The sequence below is a fragment of the Rhizobium alarense genome (assembly GCF_021555155.1).
Classification (GTDB): domain Bacteria; phylum Pseudomonadota; class Alphaproteobacteria; order Rhizobiales; family Rhizobiaceae; genus Rhizobium_D; species Rhizobium_D alarense.
In genome coordinates this window covers 1-18,041 of record NZ_JAKGBU010000025.1, presented here as the reverse complement: position 1 = coordinate 18,041, position 18,041 = coordinate 1, and the positions used below count along the sequence as shown (strand labels likewise).

13 protein-coding genes and 3 pseudogenes are annotated in these 18,041 nt (G+C 61.7%); 14 read left to right on the top strand and 2 right to left on the bottom strand.

What is annotated here, in order from left to right; translation table 11 throughout:
* Window positions 1-23 precede the first annotated feature (23 nt).
* A complete protein-coding gene (locus LXM94_RS10015; RefSeq protein WP_235771079.1) occupies window positions 24-632 on the bottom strand; it encodes an FMN-dependent NADH-azoreductase in 609 nt (202 codons plus the stop codon).
* 113 nt (window positions 633-745) lie between these two features.
* Here LXM94_RS10015 and LXM94_RS10010 point away from each other — a divergent pair, with 113 nt between their 5' ends.
* The 12 genes and pseudogenes from LXM94_RS10010 to LXM94_RS09955 all read left to right on the top strand — a co-directional run bounded on the left by LXM94_RS10010 (window position 746) and on the right by LXM94_RS09955 (window position 14,838).
* Window positions 746-1,678, top strand: coding sequence for a LysR family transcriptional regulator (locus LXM94_RS10010; RefSeq protein WP_235771077.1), 933 nt, complete (start codon window positions 746-748; stop codon window positions 1,676-1,678).
* A gap of 391 nt (window positions 1,679-2,069) precedes the next feature.
* Window positions 2,070-3,230, top strand: a complete 1,161-nt coding sequence (locus tag LXM94_RS10005) for a PAS domain-containing protein (protein WP_235771075.1) — start codon at window positions 2,070-2,072, stop codon at window positions 3,228-3,230.
* Window positions 3,227-4,633 (top strand): sigma 54-interacting transcriptional regulator, encoded by a 1,407-nt coding sequence (locus LXM94_RS10000; protein WP_235771073.1) that lies wholly within the window; start codon window positions 3,227-3,229, stop codon window positions 4,631-4,633. The genes LXM94_RS10005 and LXM94_RS10000 overlap by 4 nt, the downstream gene beginning before the upstream one ends.
* A gap of 24 nt (window positions 4,634-4,657) precedes the next feature.
* Entirely contained in the window at window positions 4,658-5,716 is a 1,059-nt protein-coding gene (locus LXM94_RS09995; protein WP_235771072.1) for an ABC transporter substrate-binding protein, read from the top strand.
* An 88-nt stretch (window positions 5,717-5,804) separates the two neighbouring features.
* A complete protein-coding gene (locus LXM94_RS09990) occupies window positions 5,805-6,896 on the top strand; it encodes an ABC transporter ATP-binding protein (RefSeq protein WP_235771071.1) in 1,092 nt (363 codons plus the stop codon).
* Window positions 6,893-7,762, top strand: a complete 870-nt coding sequence (locus tag LXM94_RS09985; RefSeq protein ID WP_235771070.1) for an ABC transporter permease — start codon at window positions 6,893-6,895, stop codon at window positions 7,760-7,762. Before LXM94_RS09990 ends, LXM94_RS09985 begins: the two co-directional genes overlap by 4 nt.
* 12 nt (window positions 7,763-7,774) lie before the next feature.
* Window positions 7,775-8,566, top strand: a complete 792-nt coding sequence (locus LXM94_RS09980; RefSeq protein WP_235771069.1) for an ABC transporter permease — start codon at window positions 7,775-7,777, stop codon at window positions 8,564-8,566.
* Window positions 8,567-8,586: 20 nt separating this feature from the next.
* Window positions 8,587-10,092, top strand: a complete 1,506-nt coding sequence (locus LXM94_RS09975; protein ID WP_235771068.1) for an aldehyde dehydrogenase — start codon at window positions 8,587-8,589, stop codon at window positions 10,090-10,092.
* Window positions 10,093-10,191: 99 nt separating this feature from the next.
* A complete protein-coding gene (gene gabT / locus LXM94_RS09970; RefSeq protein WP_235771067.1) occupies window positions 10,192-11,499 on the top strand; it encodes a 4-aminobutyrate--2-oxoglutarate transaminase in 1,308 nt (435 codons plus the stop codon).
* A gap of 179 nt (window positions 11,500-11,678) precedes the next feature.
* Window positions 11,679-12,794: pseudogene (locus LXM94_RS09965) on the top strand (acyl-CoA dehydrogenase).
* Window positions 12,794-13,966: a CaiB/BaiF CoA transferase family protein gene (locus LXM94_RS09960; protein ID WP_235771066.1), complete on the top strand. Its 1,173-nt coding sequence runs from the start codon at window positions 12,794-12,796 to the stop codon at window positions 13,964-13,966. The pseudogene LXM94_RS09965 and the gene LXM94_RS09960 overlap by 1 nt, the downstream one beginning before the upstream one ends.
* Entirely contained in the window at window positions 13,963-14,838 is an 876-nt protein-coding gene (locus tag LXM94_RS09955; RefSeq protein ID WP_235771065.1) for a 3-hydroxybutyryl-CoA dehydrogenase, read from the top strand. The genes LXM94_RS09960 and LXM94_RS09955 overlap by 4 nt, the downstream gene beginning before the upstream one ends.
* A gap of 63 nt (window positions 14,839-14,901) precedes the next feature.
* Here the strand turns inward: LXM94_RS09955 and LXM94_RS09950 are convergent, their stop codons facing one another.
* Window positions 14,902-15,516, bottom strand: a complete 615-nt coding sequence (locus LXM94_RS09950; RefSeq protein ID WP_235771132.1) for a GntR family transcriptional regulator — start codon at window positions 15,514-15,516, stop codon at window positions 14,902-14,904.
* A gap of 32 nt (window positions 15,517-15,548) precedes the next feature.
* On the opposite strand from LXM94_RS09950, the pseudogene LXM94_RS09945 reads away from it, so the two are divergent.
* Window positions 15,549-16,791, top strand: a pseudogene (locus LXM94_RS09945) (AMP-binding protein); the annotation flags it as partial.
* A 97-nt stretch (window positions 16,792-16,888) separates the two neighbouring features.
* A pseudogene (locus tag LXM94_RS09940) lies at window positions 16,889-18,041 on the top strand (SLC13 family permease); the annotation flags it as partial.

The following is an 18,041-nucleotide window of genomic DNA, read 5'->3' as shown; positions in this document are numbered from 1 at the left end:
AAAACTCCTGTTTCAAGGTGGCTTCAGGCGGCGATCCGAGCGATCTGCGCCCGCGCGGCGGTAACGGCATTTGCGGCGCCATCGGGGCCGCGGTTCACACCTTCGACACGGATCACCTCGACATCCGTGATGCCGATGAAGGCAAGAACCGACCTCAGGTATGGCGTGGCATGATCAAGCGCCGCCGCCGGGCCTTCGGAGTAGATCCCGCCCGAGGCCAACACGATGTAAGCCTTCTTGCCTTTGACCATCCCCTCGGGGCCGCTAGCGGTGTATCTGAAGGTCTTGCCTGCCCGGCCGATATAGTCGATCCAGGATTTCAGGTTCGAGGTGATGTTGAAGTTGATGAAGGCGGTGCCGATCACCAGCGTATCCGCCGCCAGAATCTCTGCCACCAGTTCATCCGACATTCGGATTGCAGCGGCTTCCGCAGCGCTCAGGGCTCCGGCGGGTTTGTGGATTCCGGCCGTGAAGCCGCTGTCCATATGTGGCAACGGGTTGGCGGCGAGGTCACGGTGAACAAGCGCGCTGGCAGGGTTGGCCGCCCGCAGCCGCTCGGCGAGCTCGACGGAGATCTGGGTCGAGAAGGAGCCGGGGCGCGGGCTGGTGGTGAGAAGCAGGATGGACGGCATGTATTTCCCTTCCGAAAGAATTCAACACGTGGTTTGTCGAAGACATAAAGCTGGAACATCATCGCGAAAACTGCGATAAATTCGAACAAACATATCGATAGGATCGATGAAATATGCAGCCCCATCCGACCTTGGATCAGTTTCAGGTATTCCTTACCGTGGTGGAGAAAGGCAGTTTCTCGGCCGCGTCCCGCGCGCTCAATCGCACGCAATCGGTCGTCAGCTATACGATCGCCAATCTCGAGGCGCAGCTCGGAGTGGCGCTCTTCTGCCGTTCCGCGACGAAACGGCCCCAGCTTACGGAGGCTGGCAGGTCCATCCTCGAGGATGCGCGCCGGCTGCTTGGCGATCTCGACCTGATGCGGGCGCGCGTGAAGGCGCTGAATAACGGTCTTGAGGGAGAGGTGCGCATTGCCATCAGCAGCGCCGTGCCTTCGGACATCGTTGTCGATGTGCTGCGTGCCTTCCGAAACCGGTACCCGACCGTGTCCTTGAATGTCACGGTCGGCACGCTCGGGATCGTGATGGATGCGGTCATTAACGGGAGGGCGGCCGTCGGCTTCGGCGGTTCCATGGCGACGGGAAACAATCAGATCGTTTCCGAACGGATCGGCCATTCGGCGATGATTCCCGTCGCAGCCCCGGATCATCCCCTTGGAATGCTGGGCCGGACAATCAGCTTTGCCGACGTCAGGGACGAGACGCAGCTCGTCGTATACGACGCCTCGGGGCTGACGAAGGGACGGGACTTCAACGTGTTCTCCCTCAAGACCTGGAGGGTCAGCGACAACGCGACGAAGCATCTGTTTATCCGCGGCGGATTGGGCTGGGGCGGCCTTCCGGCATCCCTGGTCAAGGACGACATCGCCAATGGCCGACTTGTCCGTCTTGAGTTTCCCGCTTTCGACCAGGGCGAGTACCCGATCTACGCGATTCACAATGCCGCCAACCCGCCGGGACCTGCCGCGAGGTGGCTTACCGCCGAGGTCCGCGCAAGGCTTTCACGTGAGGGCAAGCCTGCGGAGGGCGCCAGCACCGGCGCGTGACCTCAGCGGGGGAACTGGCCTGACGAAACGGTTCGCTGAGCCGCTGAAGGCTTTTCACCTGCCGGCATGGAACCACCCGGCCATGTAGGGGAAATGGGAGCGGCTCGAAACGCCGGAGCGTTGGATGTCTGCCACGGGCATTTCCGAGCGGTGGATTGCTCCCATCACTCCAGCGCTCACGTGAAAATAACGTAAGCGCGCCCCATAATCGGCAAGACCGCATCACATTGCTGCAGATCTGCATACATTCTGCAAGGATTCTTAAAATTTTCTCGGCCGATTCCATTAGGCCGTTGTAATTCACACCGCCTGTGGCTGGATTGCTGCGTTTTCGCAGTCAGTCTTCGCATGGCTGGAGCTACTGCTAGGGACCCTCGGTATGAACGAACGAATGAATACGGCCTTTGACATGGACAGCCTTCTCATCGACTGGATCGATGTCGAAGGCCGCGTCTGCCGCGTCAACGATCGGGAAGCCAAGGAGCTGGCCATCGACCCTCGAGCGGTAATCGGCACGCCGCTCGAAAGCGTCTATAGCGGCGAATCCGCTGCCCTCATACGCGCCGTCGCCTGCGGGGAACGGGCCGCCGATCGGAGCTTTCCCGTGTGGATGAACTCCGGGACCCATGGCGAAATGCCGATGGTGGCGAGCGCCTTCGTGGACGGGCTGAACGGTCTTGCGGTCGTTAAGCAGCCGCTGACGCCGGCAGTGCTCGGTATTGGCGCAGAATTGGTGGAGCGGGTCGAAATCCTGTCGCAGATGATCGGAGCCGCCACCGACGCCTGCTGGTGCATCGAGTTTCTCGAGCCTGTCGACACATCCCTGGCACAAGAGGAAATCGTCGAGCAGATCTTCAAGAACCGGAGCCGGTGGCGGGCTTGCAACGAAGCCATGGCCCGCCTCTACCGGCTGCCGGAAGAGCTGGATTTCAACACGCAGCCGGTATCCCGCTATTTCCCCGCAACCGAGATCAACCGGCAGATGATACGCGACCTCGTCCGGTCGAACTATCGCCTCGACCATGCGCAAGCGGTGGACCGGCGCCATGACGGAAGCGAGATGCTGGTGGAGAACGACTTCCGCGCGGCCATCAGGGACGGCTTCCTGATCCGCCTCTGGGGCACGACGCGCGATGTCGGGATGCACAAGAAGCGCGAACAGCAGCTTTACGACCGCGCCGAGACCATGCTCGACATTCTCAGCGCCGCGCCAGACCCGATCCTGGTCATGTCGGAGGACGGACTGTTGCTGGCCGCCAACCCCGCTGCCGAAACCGCATGGGGCCGCCCCGTCGATCAGATGCTCGGACGGCCGCTCCAGCAATTCGTGGAGACGCGCAACGCCGTCGAGAGGCTGCGGCAGGCAGCGCTTGCGGAGGAGGAGTCCGCTGGAAGCGAATGCGACCTCATCATCATCTCGGCGGATGACGGTCGGAACAACTGGCGCTTCAGGGCGGCGCGTATCGAGGGAGAAATGCGCCAATACGTCCTGACGGCCCGGAAAAAGTCGAAAAGAAGGTCGCGCCCGGTTGCTGAGGAGGCGCTGTCGTGAAGTTCTATGCCAACGACATAAATGCATTCGCGCCGCGGGGGCTTCGTCCCGGCTTCGTCGACGATCCGCAGTTTCGCGGCTTTCTCGAGGCTCTGCCCGATGGCGCGGCTTTCCTGGAAACCGATGGCACGGTCAAGCTCGTCAACGGCAAACTGGAGCTGCTCCTCAACCTTGCACGCGCGGACCTTGTCGGAACCGAACTGGCGAAGCATGCCAAGACCGCCGGCCCGGTCATCCAGAAGCTTGCCGCCGCCCTCCATCAACTGAAGCGGACGGAGGTCTCGGGCGCGCTCAACTCGCAGAGAAACGTGTTCGCGTCGCTCAGCATCCTGCGAAACCAGGAAGGGGGGGCCTACGGCGCGCTGCTCACGATGCGAGAGGCGAACCGACAACATCGGCCGAACGAAGGCCTGGAGCGGTTTCGGTTTGAGGCGGAGACGGGAGACGCCGCAACAAGGACTGCCTACCACATGACGCCGCGGCTGCAGGGGCTGGCACGCAAGGCCGAGATGGCACTGGAACGCGGGAGTGCAATCCTGCTGACAGGCGAGACCGGAACGGGCAAGACCGAATTCGCCAGGCACATCGGGCGCTCCGACAAAGCCGGTGCCGTGCCGTTCGTCCATGTCAACTGTGGCATGCTCGCCGACGAGCAGTTCGATGTGGAGATGTTCGGGATCGAGCCTGGCTCGCCGCTGGACCAATCCACGCGCGGAAAGCTCGGTTTCATCGAAGCCGCCGACGGGGGAATATTGTTTCTGGACCAGGTCACCGATCTGTCCGTCACGTCTCAAATGAAGCTCGTGTCCTTTCTGGAGACCCAGACCTTCAGCAGGGTGGGATCGATGCAACGACGGCGCGCCCGCTTCCGGCTCATTACATCCACGAACCTCGACCTGGGGAGCAAGATCACCGAGGGTGCATTCCGACCGGATCTCTTCTACCGCATCGCGGTCGTCACCATTCCACTCCCCCCTTTGCGCGAAGAGCCCGATCTCGTGAGGGCTGTTGCCGACCAGATGCTCCGTCGCATCAATCTTGGACGGAAGCCTCAGCTTCGGCTGTCTCCGGAATTCACAGATCTGCTCCTGACGCACTCCTATCCCGGAAACTTGCGAGAGCTGTCAAACATCCTGGAGCATGCCGTGGCCTCCGCCGAGGATGTCGCCCTTCCCGAACACTTCATGGCGCCCGTGCTCGCCTCCACGAGCGCCGAGCCCGAGCATCTGGAGGTGCCGGCACCCTCTGTGCCTGTGCGGGCCAGCTTGAAAAACCTCGTCCAGGAATTCGAGACCTGGATCCTGGAAAAATCCATCGCAGAGAATGGAAGCAAACGAAGTGCCGCCAAGGCGCTCGGAATCGACATCGCCACGCTCGTCCGCAAGACGAAGCGCAAACAATGAAACGCGATACAGGGGAACTATATCATGAGCCTGATCAGAAGATTCGCAATCGGCGCATTGGCAGCGATATCCGCGCTGCCGCACATGGCTTCAGCCAGCGCGGCTGAGCTCAACGTGCTCACATGGGAAGGTTATGCCGCGGACAGCTTCATCACGAAGTTCGAAGCCGCATCCGGCTGCAAGGTCACGGCGTCCTATGTCGGCTCCAATGACGACTTTGCCGCCAAGCTGGCCGCTGGCGGCGGAGTCTACGACATCATCACGCCTTCGCTCGATACCGTTCCAATGTTGCACCAGGCGGGCTTCGTAGATCCCATCGACACCACCAAGGTCGAAGGCTTCGACGGCATCTACCCGGAATTCTCCAAGGCGAGCGCCGTGGTGGCTGAAGGCACGACCTGGGCGGTGCCGCTGATCTGGGGCTCCGTCTCGCTCATCTATCGACCGGACAAGCTGTCTTCGACACCGGATTCCATCGGCGTTCTCTTCGATCCGGCGAACGAGGGGAAGATCTCTCTGTGGGACGACAAATCGGCGATCTACTGGACTGCTCGCTATCTCGGCTACGACAACGTCTTTGATCTCTCGGACGAGCAACTGGATGCCGTCAAGGCAAAATTGCTCGAGCAGAAGCCGCTCATCCGGAAATACTGGGCGTCTGCCGGAGAACTGACCGAGCTGATGGCCAACGAGGAGGTCTATGTCTCCAACGCCTGGACCGGCCTGACGAGCAAAGACGTCAACGCGCTGAACAAAGGCTTCAAGGTTGTCGAATTCACGCCGAAGGAAAAGGCCGAGGGCTGGATGGATTCGATGATGATCGCCAAGGACTCTCCGAACACGGAATGCGCGTATAAGTTCATCTCGTTCATGCAATCCGCTGACGGACAGTGCGGCATTGCAGAGGCGACCGGCTATTTCCCGGTGAATCCGAAGGCCGTGGAAGGCTGCATGAACGAAGACATGAAGAAGGAACGCCAGGTCAACAATGTCGAGTTCGTCAAGAGCCTCGTGATGTGGGAGCAGCCGAAGCGTCTCGACAAGTACCTCGAGGTCTGGAACGCGATTAAGGCGGCCCCCTGAACGACCGTTGGGTCGGAGGATGCCACGCGCATCCTCCCTTTCCTCTTACATCTGACATTTCGGAGAACGCATGAGCTCGCGTGCTATCGTGACGCTGAACGGCGTGACAAAGATCTATGGCCATTTCACGGCCCTACACGAAACGAACCTCGAGGTGGGTGAAGGCGAATTCGTCACCCTTCTTGGACCGTCCGGATGCGGAAAGACCACCACGCTGAGACTGATCGGCGGGTTCGAATATGCCAATTCGGGGACGGTTTCCATCGCCGGACAGGATGTCACTGGGGCTCCCCCCTACCGTCGTCCGGTCAACACGGTCTTCCAGGACTACGCGCTCTTTCCCCACATGACGGTTGCGGAAAACATAGCCTACGGCCTGTCCGTCAAGGGTAGCGCCGTGGCAGCGGGGGAGCGGAAGCGCCGCGTCGAGGAGGCGCTCGAGATGGTCGGCCTGGAGACGATGGGCAAACGGGTTCCGGCGGCCCTTTCCGGGGGGCAGCGACAACGCGTCGCCATGGCCCGCGCGATCGTGCGCCGACCGCGCGTTCTGCTGCTCGACGAGCCCCTGTCGGCGCTCGACGTGAAATTGCGCGAAGGCATGCAGGTCGAACTCAAGCGGCTCCACCGCGAACTCGGCATCACCTTCCTGATGGTGACCCACGACCAGGCCGAGGCGCTTGCCTTGTCCGATCGCATTGTCGTCATGAAACAGGGAAAGATCGTTCAGGTCGGAGCACCCACCGAACTCTACGACGATCCGTCCACGCCTTATGTGGCCGACTTCATCGGCGCCTCCAACCTGGTGTCGGCGCGCTACGAGGGGCGGGACGGAGCATTCGATCTTCTTCGGCTCGATGATGGAACACTTCTGAGGCGTGTCGGCGGGAATCCGTCTGCAGCCTCCAGTCTCCAGGGCGTCGTCACCGCCGGCATCCGACCCGAGAGGATAAGACTGGACGTCTTCGCCGGAGCCAACACGATGGAGGCTCGAATCGTCGAAACGCTGTTCCATGGAGACCGCGTGCGCCTGGAACTCGCTTTGGCAGGAGACGCCGGGCGAATCTTCGCGGATATCCCGCGTACGGCCGGAACCGGGCGTCAGCTCGAGCCTGGAGGGACCATTGGCCTCCACGTGGACCCGGCCGATGTGATGCTATTTGCTCCGGAGCCACGCACATGATCGTCGGCCGCCGGAACCTGGCAGCCTTCGCAGCCCTCTTTTCCATCCCGCTGGGCTGGGCGCTGATTTTCATGATCGTCCCCTACGCGGTCATGATCGCCGTCAGCTTCTGGACCCGCCAATTCCCACTTTTCGTTCCTGATTTTCAGTGGGGCAATTTCGCCCAACTGTTCAGCGATCCCCAATACATCACCGTCATCCTGCGCACCCTCAAGATCGCTGTGCTCGTCACGCTTGGAGCGATCCTGCTTGGTTACCCGCTCGCCTATTTCCTGGTCTTCACGGTCAAGTCCCAGAAGTGGCGAAACCTTCTCTACATGTCCGTCATCGTCCCGCTCTGGGTGTCATATCTCCTGCGCGCTTACACCTGGAAAATCATCTTGGGAACAAACGGAGCGCTCAATTCCCTGCTCCTGACCCTGGGCCTCATCGATGAGCCATTGTCGCTGTTCCTGTACAACCAGGCCTCGATGGTGATCACTCTGGTCTACATCTTTGTTCCGTTCATGGTGATGCCCCTCTTCACCGTGCTCGACAACATTCCAAAGGCGTTGATTGAAGCTTCAGAAGACCTCGGCGTCGGCCCCTTCATGACCTTTTGGAGGGTGATCTTTCCGTTGTCCCTGGGCGGTCTCACGGCCGGCGCGACACTGACCTTTTGCCTCGCCTTTGGAGATTTCGTTGCTCCTGTGCTCGTTGGCGGGCCTGATGGCACCATGGTTGCCAACCTGCTTCAGAGCCAGTTCGGCGCAGCGCTCAACTGGCCGCTCGGTTCGGCGCTCGCAACGCTCGTGCTGATCCTCGTGCTCGCCGTTCTCACCGTCTCCAGCCGGTTCGACCGGCGAGACCACATCGACATGAACTAGGAGGACGCAACCATGGCTTCTCTTCAATGGTGGCAGCGCGGACTGGTAGGCTTGAGCCTGCTGGTGCTGGCTTTCCTTTACGTGCCGATTGTCATCCTCGTGCTGTTTTCATTCAATGACAGCTCGGTGACCTCCTTTCCGCTGTCGGGTTTTACGCTACGCTGGTACCAACAATTCCTGGCGAACAACCAGATGCTGACGGCGCTTGGCAACAGCCTGATCGTGGCGAGCTTCGCGACGCTCCTCAGCGTGGTGATCGGCGTCACGGCGGCGCTGGCGCTCGATCGTTACAGCTTCCCGGGCAAGGGCCTTTTTCGCAACGCTATCCTGCTACCGCTCAGCCTGCCGGGCATCGTGACGGGGATTGCGATGTTGAACTTCTACAAGCAGATCGGCATCCCTCAAAGCCTCACCGCCGTGGTAATTGGTCATGCGACAGCGCTGCTTGGCGTCGTCGTTTCCCAGGTGATGGCCCGCCTCGCCAAGCTTAACCGGCGTTTCCTCGAAGCATCGGCGGATCTCGGAGCGACGCCCTTCGAGACGTTCTACCGGGTGATCCTTCCCAACATTCGCACTTCGATCATCGGATCGGCGCTGCTCTGCTTCACGCTGTCCTTCGATGAAATCCCGGTCACCTATTTCCTCACCGGTCGCGACGTGACCCTTCCGATCTACATCTACTCGACCCTCAGGCGCGGCATCACGCCCGAGATCAATGCCGTCGGCACCGTGATCGTCGCCGCATCCTTCGTGCTCGTCGTGCTCTCTGTCACGATGCTCAGGGACCAAACCACGTCAAAGTAACAAAAAATAGGAGTACAATCATGGACGCCTCAACCTACACGCGGGATTTCTGGCACACCAAGGCCAAGTCCCTGAAATTCAGGACGCTGCATTTCATCGACGGCGCATATGTTCCTTCCGCGGACGGACGCACGTTCAACACTATCAATCCGGCAACCGGCGAAGTCCTTGCGGAGGTCGCGAGGGGTGGCCATGCGGAGATCGATCGCGCCGTGGGCGTCGCTCGCAAGGCTTTCAAGTCCGGCTCCTGGTCGCGCATGGATCCGCGTGACCGCATGGCAGTCCTGGAGCGCTTCTCGGCACTCGTTGAGGCGAATGCGGAAGAGTTCGCCCTGCTCGACAGCCTTGATATGGGCAAGCCGGTCATGGACATGATGAACATCGATATTCCGGGCTCGGTCACTTCCCTGAAGTTCTTCTCCGAGACGATCGACAAGATCGAGGGAGCAGTGACGAACACGTCGGCCAGCGCCCTCCATTACATTCTTCGGCAGCCGCTGGGCGTCGTCGCCCTCATCGTGCCGTGGAACTACCCGCTGATGATGGCGGCCTGGAAGCTCGGTCCTGCCCTTGCGACTGGAAACTCCGTTGTCCTCAAGCCGGCGGAGCAATCCCCGCTTTCGGCAAACCTGCTGGCCGAACTGTTTATCGAAGCGGGCGGCCCGGCCGGCGTTTTCAACGTCGTCCACGGGTTGGGTGAGGAGGCCGGAAAGGCTCTCGGCCTGCACAACGACGTCGACAAGATCGGCTTTACCGGCTCGACCGAGGTGGGCAAGCTCCTGATGGTCTATGCCGGCCAGTCGAACATGAAGCGGGTGTCGACGGAATGCGGAGGCAAGACGCCGCAGATCGTGCTCGGCGACTATGATGATCTCGATACCGCGGTCACCTATGCGGTCAACGGCATCTACGGAAACCAGGGCGAGGTCTGCAACGCCGGTTCGCGTATTCTGGTCGACAAGAGCATCCACGACGACTTCGTGGAGCGCTTCTCCGCCCGCACCAGGGAGAACTTCGTGCTCGGCGACCCGCTCGATCCTTCGACGACGATCGGGCCGCTCGTAACCGCATCGCATCAACAGCGGGTGCTGAACTACATCGACATCGGCCGCAAGGAGGGCGCCGCCCTGAAATTCGGCGGTGGCACGCTTCAATCCTCGCCGGCGGGCGCCTTTGTCGAACCCACCCTTTTCACAGGCGTCAACAACTCCATGCAGATCGCACGTGAAGAGATCTTTGGGCCGGTCGCCACGATTATTCCCGTAGACGGCATCGATGACGCCGTCGAAATCGCCAATGACACTGTCTACGGCCTCGCGGCCTCGATCTGGACCCGCGATGTCGGAAAGGCGCATCGCTTTGCGCGCGATGTGGAAGCCGGCGTGGTGTGGGTGAACTGCTTCGATCATGGCGACATGACGTCGATCTGGGGCGGCTACAAGCAGACGGGCAATGGCCGCGACAAGTGCCTGGAGGCGCTGACCCAATATACCCAGACGAAGTCGGTATGGGTGCACCTCGGCTGATCTCGACAGCAACATTGCCTGGGCGGTGGCTTCTGCCCAGGCAACATGGTCATGCGGGCTGACCCCGCACACTCCGATCAACGATTCCGGATATTCACAATGACTGCCTCAGCAGACCTGCACTCCCGCCAGAAGGCCGCCGTCGCTGGCGGCGTCGGAACACGTGCCATCTTCGCAAAAAGAGCCCAGAATGCCGAACTCTGGGATGTGGATGGTAAACGGTTCATCGATTTCGCCGCCGGCATAGCCGTCAACAATACGGGCCATCGCCACCCGACAGTCATGCAGGCGGTCGCCGCTCAGGCAGAACAATTCACACATACTTGTTTTCACGTGGCCCCCTACGAGGGATATGTGAAACTTGCGGAGCGGCTGAACAGGATCGCCCCGACGGGCGCGGAAAACCGCACCATGTTGGTGACGACTGGTGCCGAAGCGGTCGAAAACGCCGTCAAGATCGCCCGCGCCTATACGAAACGCCCCGGCATGGTCGCGTTCTCCGGCGCCTTCCACGGTCGCACCATGCTTGGCATGGCGCTGACCGGCAAGGTCATGCCCTACAAGAAGAATTTCGGCCCCTTCCCGGCCGACGTCTACCATGCACCCTTCCCCAACGCGTTCCTCGGCATTTCGACCGAGGAAGCGATCGCCGGACTCGAGCGGCTGTTCGCAGCCGATATCGACCCCGAGCGCATCGCAGCCTTCATCGTGGAGCCGGTTCAGGGCGAAGGCGGCTTCAATGTCGCGCCCGAGGAATTCCTTGTCCGGTTGCGCGAGATGGCGGATAAATATGGCATCGTGCTGATTGCCGACGAGGTGCAGGCCGGCATGGCGCGCACCGGGAAGATGTTCGGTTTCGAACATGCCGGCGTGAAGCCGGATCTCGTCACCATGGCGAAAGGCCTCGCAGGCGGCTTTCCGCTGTCGGCCGTCACCGGCAGGGCCGAGATCATGAACGCCGCCCATGCAGGCGGGCTCGGCGGCACCTATGCGGGAAATCCGCTGAGTGTCGCGGCGGCCAATGCGGTGCTCGATGTCATTGACGAGGAGAAACTCTGCGAACGCGCGGCTGACATCGGCCGTCGCATCACCGACCGGTTGACGTCTCTTGCGTCGCGGCAGGGCATGGAGCGAATTGGCGACGTGCGCGGGCTTGGGGCCATGGTCGCCTTCGAACTGGTCGAGGATCGCCAGACGAAGACGGCAGCACCTGCGATCACGAACCGGATCGTCGCGGAAGCTGAAGCGCGCGGCCTCATCCTTCTCTCGTGCGGAACGCGCCTGAACGTGATCCGGCTGTTGCCGCCCCTGACGATTGAATGGGATGTCCTGTCGGAGGGCTTGGACATCCTGGAGGCTTCAATTGAAGCAGCATTTTCCGCGCCGTCAGGCTCCGTTGCCACGTAGATCAGGCTGGTTAGAGCGGTCGCTGCAGCAGTATCGGCGGCCGCCTCGGCATTGTCACACTTCATTCGAGGAAAAAATCCGTGACCACAGGTTCAACTTTCACGCCTTCATCCCAAATTGGCGCATTCGCCTGGGACGATCCCTTCCTTCTCGAGGATCAGCTCTCCGAGGAGGAGCGCATGATCCGCGATGCGGCCGAGGCTTTTGCCGAGGCCGAATTGCTGCCGCGCGTTCAGGATGCCTATCTTGAAGAGAAGACCGATCCCGGTCTCTTCCGGCTGATGGGCAAGGCCGGGCTTCTCGGCGTGACATTGCCGGAGAAATACGGCGCCGCCGGCGCCAACTACGTCGCTTACGGCCTCGTCGCCCGTGAAGTCGAGCGGGTCGATTCCGGCTACCGCTCGATGATGAGTGTGCAATCCTCGCTGGTGATCTATCCGATCTACGCTTATGGCTCGGAAGAGCAGCGCGACAAATACCTGCCGGGTCTTGTTTCCGGCGAACTGATCGGCTGCTTCGGCCTCACCGAGCCGGATGCCGGTTCCGATCCCGCCGGCATGAAGACCCGTGCCGAGAAGATCGATGGCGGCTACCGCCTGCGTGGCTCGAAGATGTGGATCTCCAACGCGCCGATCGCCGACGTCTTCGTCGTCTGGGCGAAATCGGAGGCGCATGACGGCCAGATCCGCGGCTTCATCCTCGAAAAGGGCATGAAGGGCCTCTCCGCGCCGAAGATCGGCGGCAAGCTATCGCTGCGCGCCTCGATCACCGGCGAGATCGTGCTCGACGGTGTCGAGGTCGGCGAGGACGCGCTGTTGCCGAACGTTTCGGGGCTCAAGGGACCGTTCGGCTGCCTCAACCGTGCCCGCTACGGCATCTCTTAGGGCGTGCTCGGCGCCGCGGAGGATTGCTGGTTCCGTTCGCGACAATACGGCCTCGATCGCATCCAGTTCGGCAAACCGCTCGCCGGCACCCAGCTTTACCAGAAGAAGCTCGCCGACATGCAGACGGAGATCGCGCTCGGGCTCCAGGCCTCGCTCCGCGTCGGCCGGCTGATGGACGAGCACAGGTTCGCGCCGGAAATGATCGCGCTCGTCAAGCGCAACAATTGCGGCAAGGCGCTCGATATCGCTCGGACGGCCCGCGACATGCATGGCGGCAACGGCATCCAGATCGAATACCACGTCATGCGCCATGCGCAGAACCTCGAAACGGTCAACACCTATGAGGGCACGCATGACGTCCACGCCTTGATCCTTGGCCGCGCCCAGACCGGCATCCAGGCGTTCTTCTGATGCTCGGCCCGAACAGCGCGCCGCTTGCCGGCCTCAAAGTCGTTGAACTTGCCCGAATTCTCGCCGGCCCCTGGATCGGCCAGACGCTCGCCGATCTCGGCGCCGACGTCATCAAGGTCGAAAGCCCGCAGGGCGACGATACCCGCACATGGGGCCCGCCCTTCATCGAGCGGCCCGACGGCAATGGCGGCGCCGAGAAAGTGGCGGCCTATTTCCATGCGGCAAATCGCGGCAAGACGTCGGTCACCTGCGATTTCGGCGATCTGGAGGACCTTGCCCGCTTGAAGGCACTGATCGCCGAAGCGGATGTCGTGGTCGAAAACTTCAAGGTCGGCGGCCTTGCAAAATTCGGCCTCGACTATGAAAGTGTCGCCGCGCTCAATCCACGTGTCGTCTACGCTTCCGTAACCGGTTTCGGCCAGACAGGGCCGCGAGCGCAACATCCGGGCTATGATTTCCTGATACAGGGCATGTGCGGGATCATGGACCTGACCGGCGAGCCCGACGGCGAGCCGCAGAAGGTCGGCGTTGCCTGGATCGACGTCTTCACCGGGCTTTACGGTGTGATCGGCATTCAAGCGGCGCTGGCCGAGCGGGAACGTTCCGGCCTTGGCCAGCACGTCGATCTGGCGCTCCTCGACGTCGGCGTCGCAGTGCTCGCCAACCAGGCGATGAACTATCTTGCGGGCGGAAAAGTGCCCCACCGCATGGGCAATGCGCATCCCAACATCGTGCCTTATCAGGTGTTCCCGGCTTCCGATGGGCATCTGATCATCGCCTGCGGCAACGACCGGCAGTTTGCCGCGCTTTGCGGCTTGCTTGGTCTTGCAGAGCTTTCGAACGACCCCGCCTACGCCACCAACCCGGCGCGAGTGGAGAACCGAAAGGCGCTCTCTGCCCTGATCGCCGAGAAGACCTGCCAAAGGCCGAAGCAGGAGCTGATCGCTGACCTTGAGAAGGCGGGCGTACCCGGCGGCCCGATCAACACGGTGGCCGAGGCGATCAACGAGCCGCAGATCAAGGCGCGCAACCTTCGCATCGACCCCGAAGGTCTGCCCGGCTTGCGCACGCCGATCCGCCTGTCGCGCAGCCCCCTCACCCTCGACCGAGCCGCGCCGGCTTTGGGCGATGGAACTTGGGGCTTTTGCTCCAGCAAGGAGGAGGAACGATGACGATTCAGACCGTTGGGGTGGTTGGCGCCGGGCAGATGGGCAGCGGCATTGCCCATGTGCTCGCGCTTGCCGGATATGATGTGACGCTGATGGATGTCGAAGCTGCAGGGCTCAGTGCGGCGATCGCTAAGATCGGCGCGAACATGGACCGGCAGGTCGCCCGAGGAAAGGTAACGGATGAGGACAGGGCGCTTGCCCTCGGGCGCATCCGGACGACCGTGTACCTGCCGGAGCTCGGGACGAGCGACCTTGTCATCGAGGCGACGGCGGAAAGGGAAGCGGTCAAGCAGAAGATATTCGACGATCTGGCCGCGCACTTGAGGCCCGAAACGATCCTCACCTCGAATACGTCTTCGCTTTCGATCACGCGGCTTGCGGGACGGACCGGGCGTCCCGAACAGTTCATGGGCCTCCATTTCATGAACCCCGTCCCGGTCATGCAGCTCATCGAGCTTATCCGTGGCATCGCGACCAGCAAGGAGACCTTCGAAGCGGTCCGTGTGGTGGTGCAGCGCCTCGGGAAGACTGCGGTCGTCGCCGAGGATTTCCCGGCCTTCATCGTCAATCGGATCCTCATTCCGATGATCAACGAGGCGGTCTACACGCTCTACGAAGGCGTCGGTTCGGTCGTCGATATCGACCAGAGCATGAAGCTCGGCGCCAATCATCCGATGGGACCGCTGGAACTCGCCGATTTCATCGGCCTCGATACCTGCCTCGCCATCATGAACGTGCTCCACGACGGGCTCGCCGATACCAAGTACCGGCCGTGCCCGCTGCTGGTGAAATATGCCGAAGCCGGTTGGCTGGGGCGGAAGGTCGGTAGAGGCTTTTACGACTACCGCGGTGAAGCGCCCGTTCCGAGCCGGTGAACGGGAGGAGTGCCGAAGAACCGCGTCAAGATGGCAGCCCCGCCCGTTATCTGAGATTCGAGGTCATCTTGTTGCCATGCTTGCGACCAGATCGCTGAAGCGTTCGCCCTGAATACCGACATGCGCCCTAAGCAGGCGCCGCGCCTCCTCCCCGTCCCCGGCAAAGATGGCGTCGACGATCGCACAGTGCTCAGAGAAGGACGTCGCCAGGCGATTGCGTACGCGCAGTTGAAGCCGGCGGTAGGGACGCAGACGGCGATGCAATTGCGTGCACTGCTCCTCGAGGAAGTCGCTCCGGCTCGCGGCGTAGATCGCCTTATGGAATGCCTCGTTGTCGTAATAATAGGTATCGCTGTCGCCGGCTTCGGCCGAATGCTCGCAGCGCTTGTGCGCCGCCGTGATCGTTGCGCGGGCCTCATCGTCGAGCCGACGCGCAGCCAGCGATCCGGCGAGCCCCTCCAGTTCCGCCATCACCTCGAACATTTCATAGACGCGGCGCGGCCCCGGATCGATGACGACGGCCCCTCTGCGAGGTCGGATTTCGATCAGGCCGATAGCGTCTAGCTGCATCAACGCCTCGCGCGCCGGCGTCCGCGAGACGCCGAACCGATTGGCGAGCACCATTTCGTCCAGCTGCTCGCCAGGGGAGAACTCGTTGGAAAGAATTGCGTTTTCAATCTCGTCCCTAAACCTAAATACGCTCGCCGAGACTCGACTATTTCATCGGCGATGCCGAACCGCGGCTGGTTGTCGTCTCCTCGAGTGCCCGGGAGGGCGTGGCAAAGATCGCCGAGCCTCACGGTGCGATCGTCGAAACATTTGATGCCGATGGTACCGGCTCGCTGCTCGATCTCGCGAGGGACGAGCCGGCGGACTTCGTGGATGCTTCGTGCTCGGCCGATGATCTGGCAGCGATCCTCTATGCTTCGGGAACGACGGGTCGTTCCAAGGGCGCGATGTTCACCCACGGCAACCTGTTCTCGAATGCCCTGACCCTGCGCGATTACTGGCCTGTCACCGCCGAAGATCGGTTGATTCATGCCTTGCCGCTCTTCCACACCCATGGTGTTCGTCGCCACCAACGTCACATTGCTTGCCGGCGCCTCGATGTTCCTGCTGCCGAAGTTCGATCCGGACGAGATCGTCTCGCTGATGTCCGAAGCTACTCTCCTGATGGGTGTTCTGACCTTTTAACTGCGCCTGCTGCAGAGCTCGCGGCTCGACCGGCAGGCCGTCGCGAACATGCGCCTCTTCATCCCCGGTTCGCCGCCGCTGCTCGCCGAGACGCATGCTGCGTTCAGGAACCGCACCGGCCACGCGATCCTCGAGCGCTACGGCATGACCGAAACCAACATGAACACCTCCAATCCCTATGACGGAGAGCGGATCGCCGGAACGGTCGGCTTCCCCCTGCCCGGCGTGACGGTGCGCATCACCGATCCCGCCACCGGCGCGGTGCTGCCGCCCAACGAAACCGGCCTGATCGAGATCAAGGGCCCGAACGTCTTCAAGGGCTATTGGCGCATGCCGGAAAAGACCGCCGCGGAATTCACCACCGATGGCTTCTTCATAAGCGGCGATCTCGGCAAGATCGACAGGCAAGGCTATGTCCACATTGTCGGCCGCAGCAAGGACCTGGTGATCTCGGGTGGATACAACGTCTATGCCAAGGAGGTCGAAGGAGATATCGACCGGCTCGAGGGTGTCGCTGAAAGCGCCGTGATCGGCGTCCCGCATCCGGACTTCGGCGAAGGCCTCACCGCCATCGTCGTCTGCAAGCCCGATGCAGCGCTCGATGAAACGGCAATCCTGGGCGCGCTTCAGGAAAGGCTTGCCCCCTACAAGCAACCCAAGCGCATCATCTTCACCGGGGGCCCGCCGCGCAACACCATGGGCAACGTCCAGAAGAACGTCCTGCGGCAGAAATTCGCCGATCTTTACACAACGACGTGACCTGTCCCTGCGCCCTCTGGGAGGAAGGCGCACGGATATTGCCAAATCTTGAAGAACATTAGCTGCCGGCGCTGGAGGCGTCGGAGGGAGGGGAATCATGGGCATCGAAGTCCTATCGATACTGCTGCTTGTCGCCATGTTCGTCATCGCGACGATCCAGCCGATCAACATGGGTGCGCTGGCATTCGGCTGCACGTTCCTGCTTGGATCACTGATCATCGGCATGAGGGCCAACGACATTTTCGCCGGCTTCCCGAGCGACCTGTTCTTGATGCTGGTCGCCGTCACCTATCTCTTCGCCATCGCGCAGATCAACGGCACCATCGACTGGATCATCGAATGCGCCGTGCAGCTGGTGCGCGGGCATGTCGTCTGGATCCCCTGGGTGATGTTCGTCGTTGCCGCTATCATCACCGGTTTCGGCGCGCTCGGGCCGGCGGCTGTGGCAATCCTCGCCCCGGTCGCCCTAAGCTTTGCCGTGCAGTACCGCATCCACCCGGTGATGATGGGGCTGATGGTCATCCACGGCGCGCAGGCCGGCGGCTTTTCGCCAATCAGTGTCTATGGGGGCATCACCAACCAGATCGTCGTCAAGGCTGGACTCGCCTTCGCGCCGACGTCGCTCTTCCTCTCCAGTTTCCTTTTCAACCTAGCGATTGCCGCGATGGTCTTCTTTGTCTTCGGCGGCGCGCAGGTCATGAAGCAGAAACCGGCTGCCACCGGTCCCCTGCCCGAATTGCATCCGGAGGGCGTATCGGCGTCGATCCGGGGCCATGGCGGCACGCGCGCCAAGCCGATCAGGGAGCATAGCTACGGTACGGCGGCTGACACCGCTCAGACATTGCGGCTGACTCCGGAAAAGATCTTCACCTTGATCGGGCTGACGGCGCACGGCATCGGCGCACTCGTCTTTAAGTTCAACGTGGGCCTAGTCGCGATCACTGTCGCCGTCGCGCTCGCCCTCATTTCGCCGAATACCCAGAAGGCGGCGATCGACGAGGTAAGCTGGTCGACCGTGCTTCTGATCGCCGGCATCATTACCTATGTCGGCGTCATGGAGAAGGCCGGGACCGTCGACTAAGTCGCCAACGGCATGTCGAGCCTCGGCATGCCGCTCCTGGTCGCGCTGCTGCTCTGCTTCACGGGCGCCATCGTCTCGGCCTTTGCGTCCTCGACGGCGTTGCTCGGCGCCATTATCCCACTCGCGGTGCCGTTCCTGCTGCAAGGCCACATCAGCGCAGTCGGCGTGG

Bases quoted from the DNA above. Each gene is read 5' to 3' on its own strand.
- LXM94_RS09995 (WP_235771072.1), top strand. From the start codon at position 4,658: ATGAGCCTGATCAGAAGATTCGCAATCGGCGCATTGGCAGCGATATCC.
- gabT (WP_235771067.1), top strand. From the start codon at position 10,192: ATGACTGCCTCAGCAGACCTGCACTCCCGCCAGAAGGCCGCCGTCGCT.
- LXM94_RS09985 (WP_235771070.1), top strand. From the start codon at position 6,893: ATGATCGTCGGCCGCCGGAACCTGGCAGCCTTCGCAGCCCTCTTTTCC.
- LXM94_RS09955 (WP_235771065.1), top strand. From the start codon at position 13,963: ATGACGATTCAGACCGTTGGGGTGGTTGGCGCCGGGCAGATGGGCAGC.
- LXM94_RS09960 (WP_235771066.1), top strand. From the start codon at position 12,794: ATGCTCGGCCCGAACAGCGCGCCGCTTGCCGGCCTCAAAGTCGTTGAA.
- LXM94_RS09975 (WP_235771068.1), top strand. From the start codon at position 8,587: ATGGACGCCTCAACCTACACGCGGGATTTCTGGCACACCAAGGCCAAG.
- LXM94_RS09980 (WP_235771069.1), top strand. From the start codon at position 7,775: ATGGCTTCTCTTCAATGGTGGCAGCGCGGACTGGTAGGCTTGAGCCTG.
- LXM94_RS10015 (WP_235771079.1), bottom strand. From the start codon at position 632: ATGCCGTCCATCCTGCTTCTCACCACCAGCCCGCGCCCCGGCTCCTTC.
- LXM94_RS10005 (WP_235771075.1), top strand. From the start codon at position 2,070: ATGAATACGGCCTTTGACATGGACAGCCTTCTCATCGACTGGATCGAT.
- LXM94_RS10010 (WP_235771077.1), top strand. From the start codon at position 746: ATGCAGCCCCATCCGACCTTGGATCAGTTTCAGGTATTCCTTACCGTG.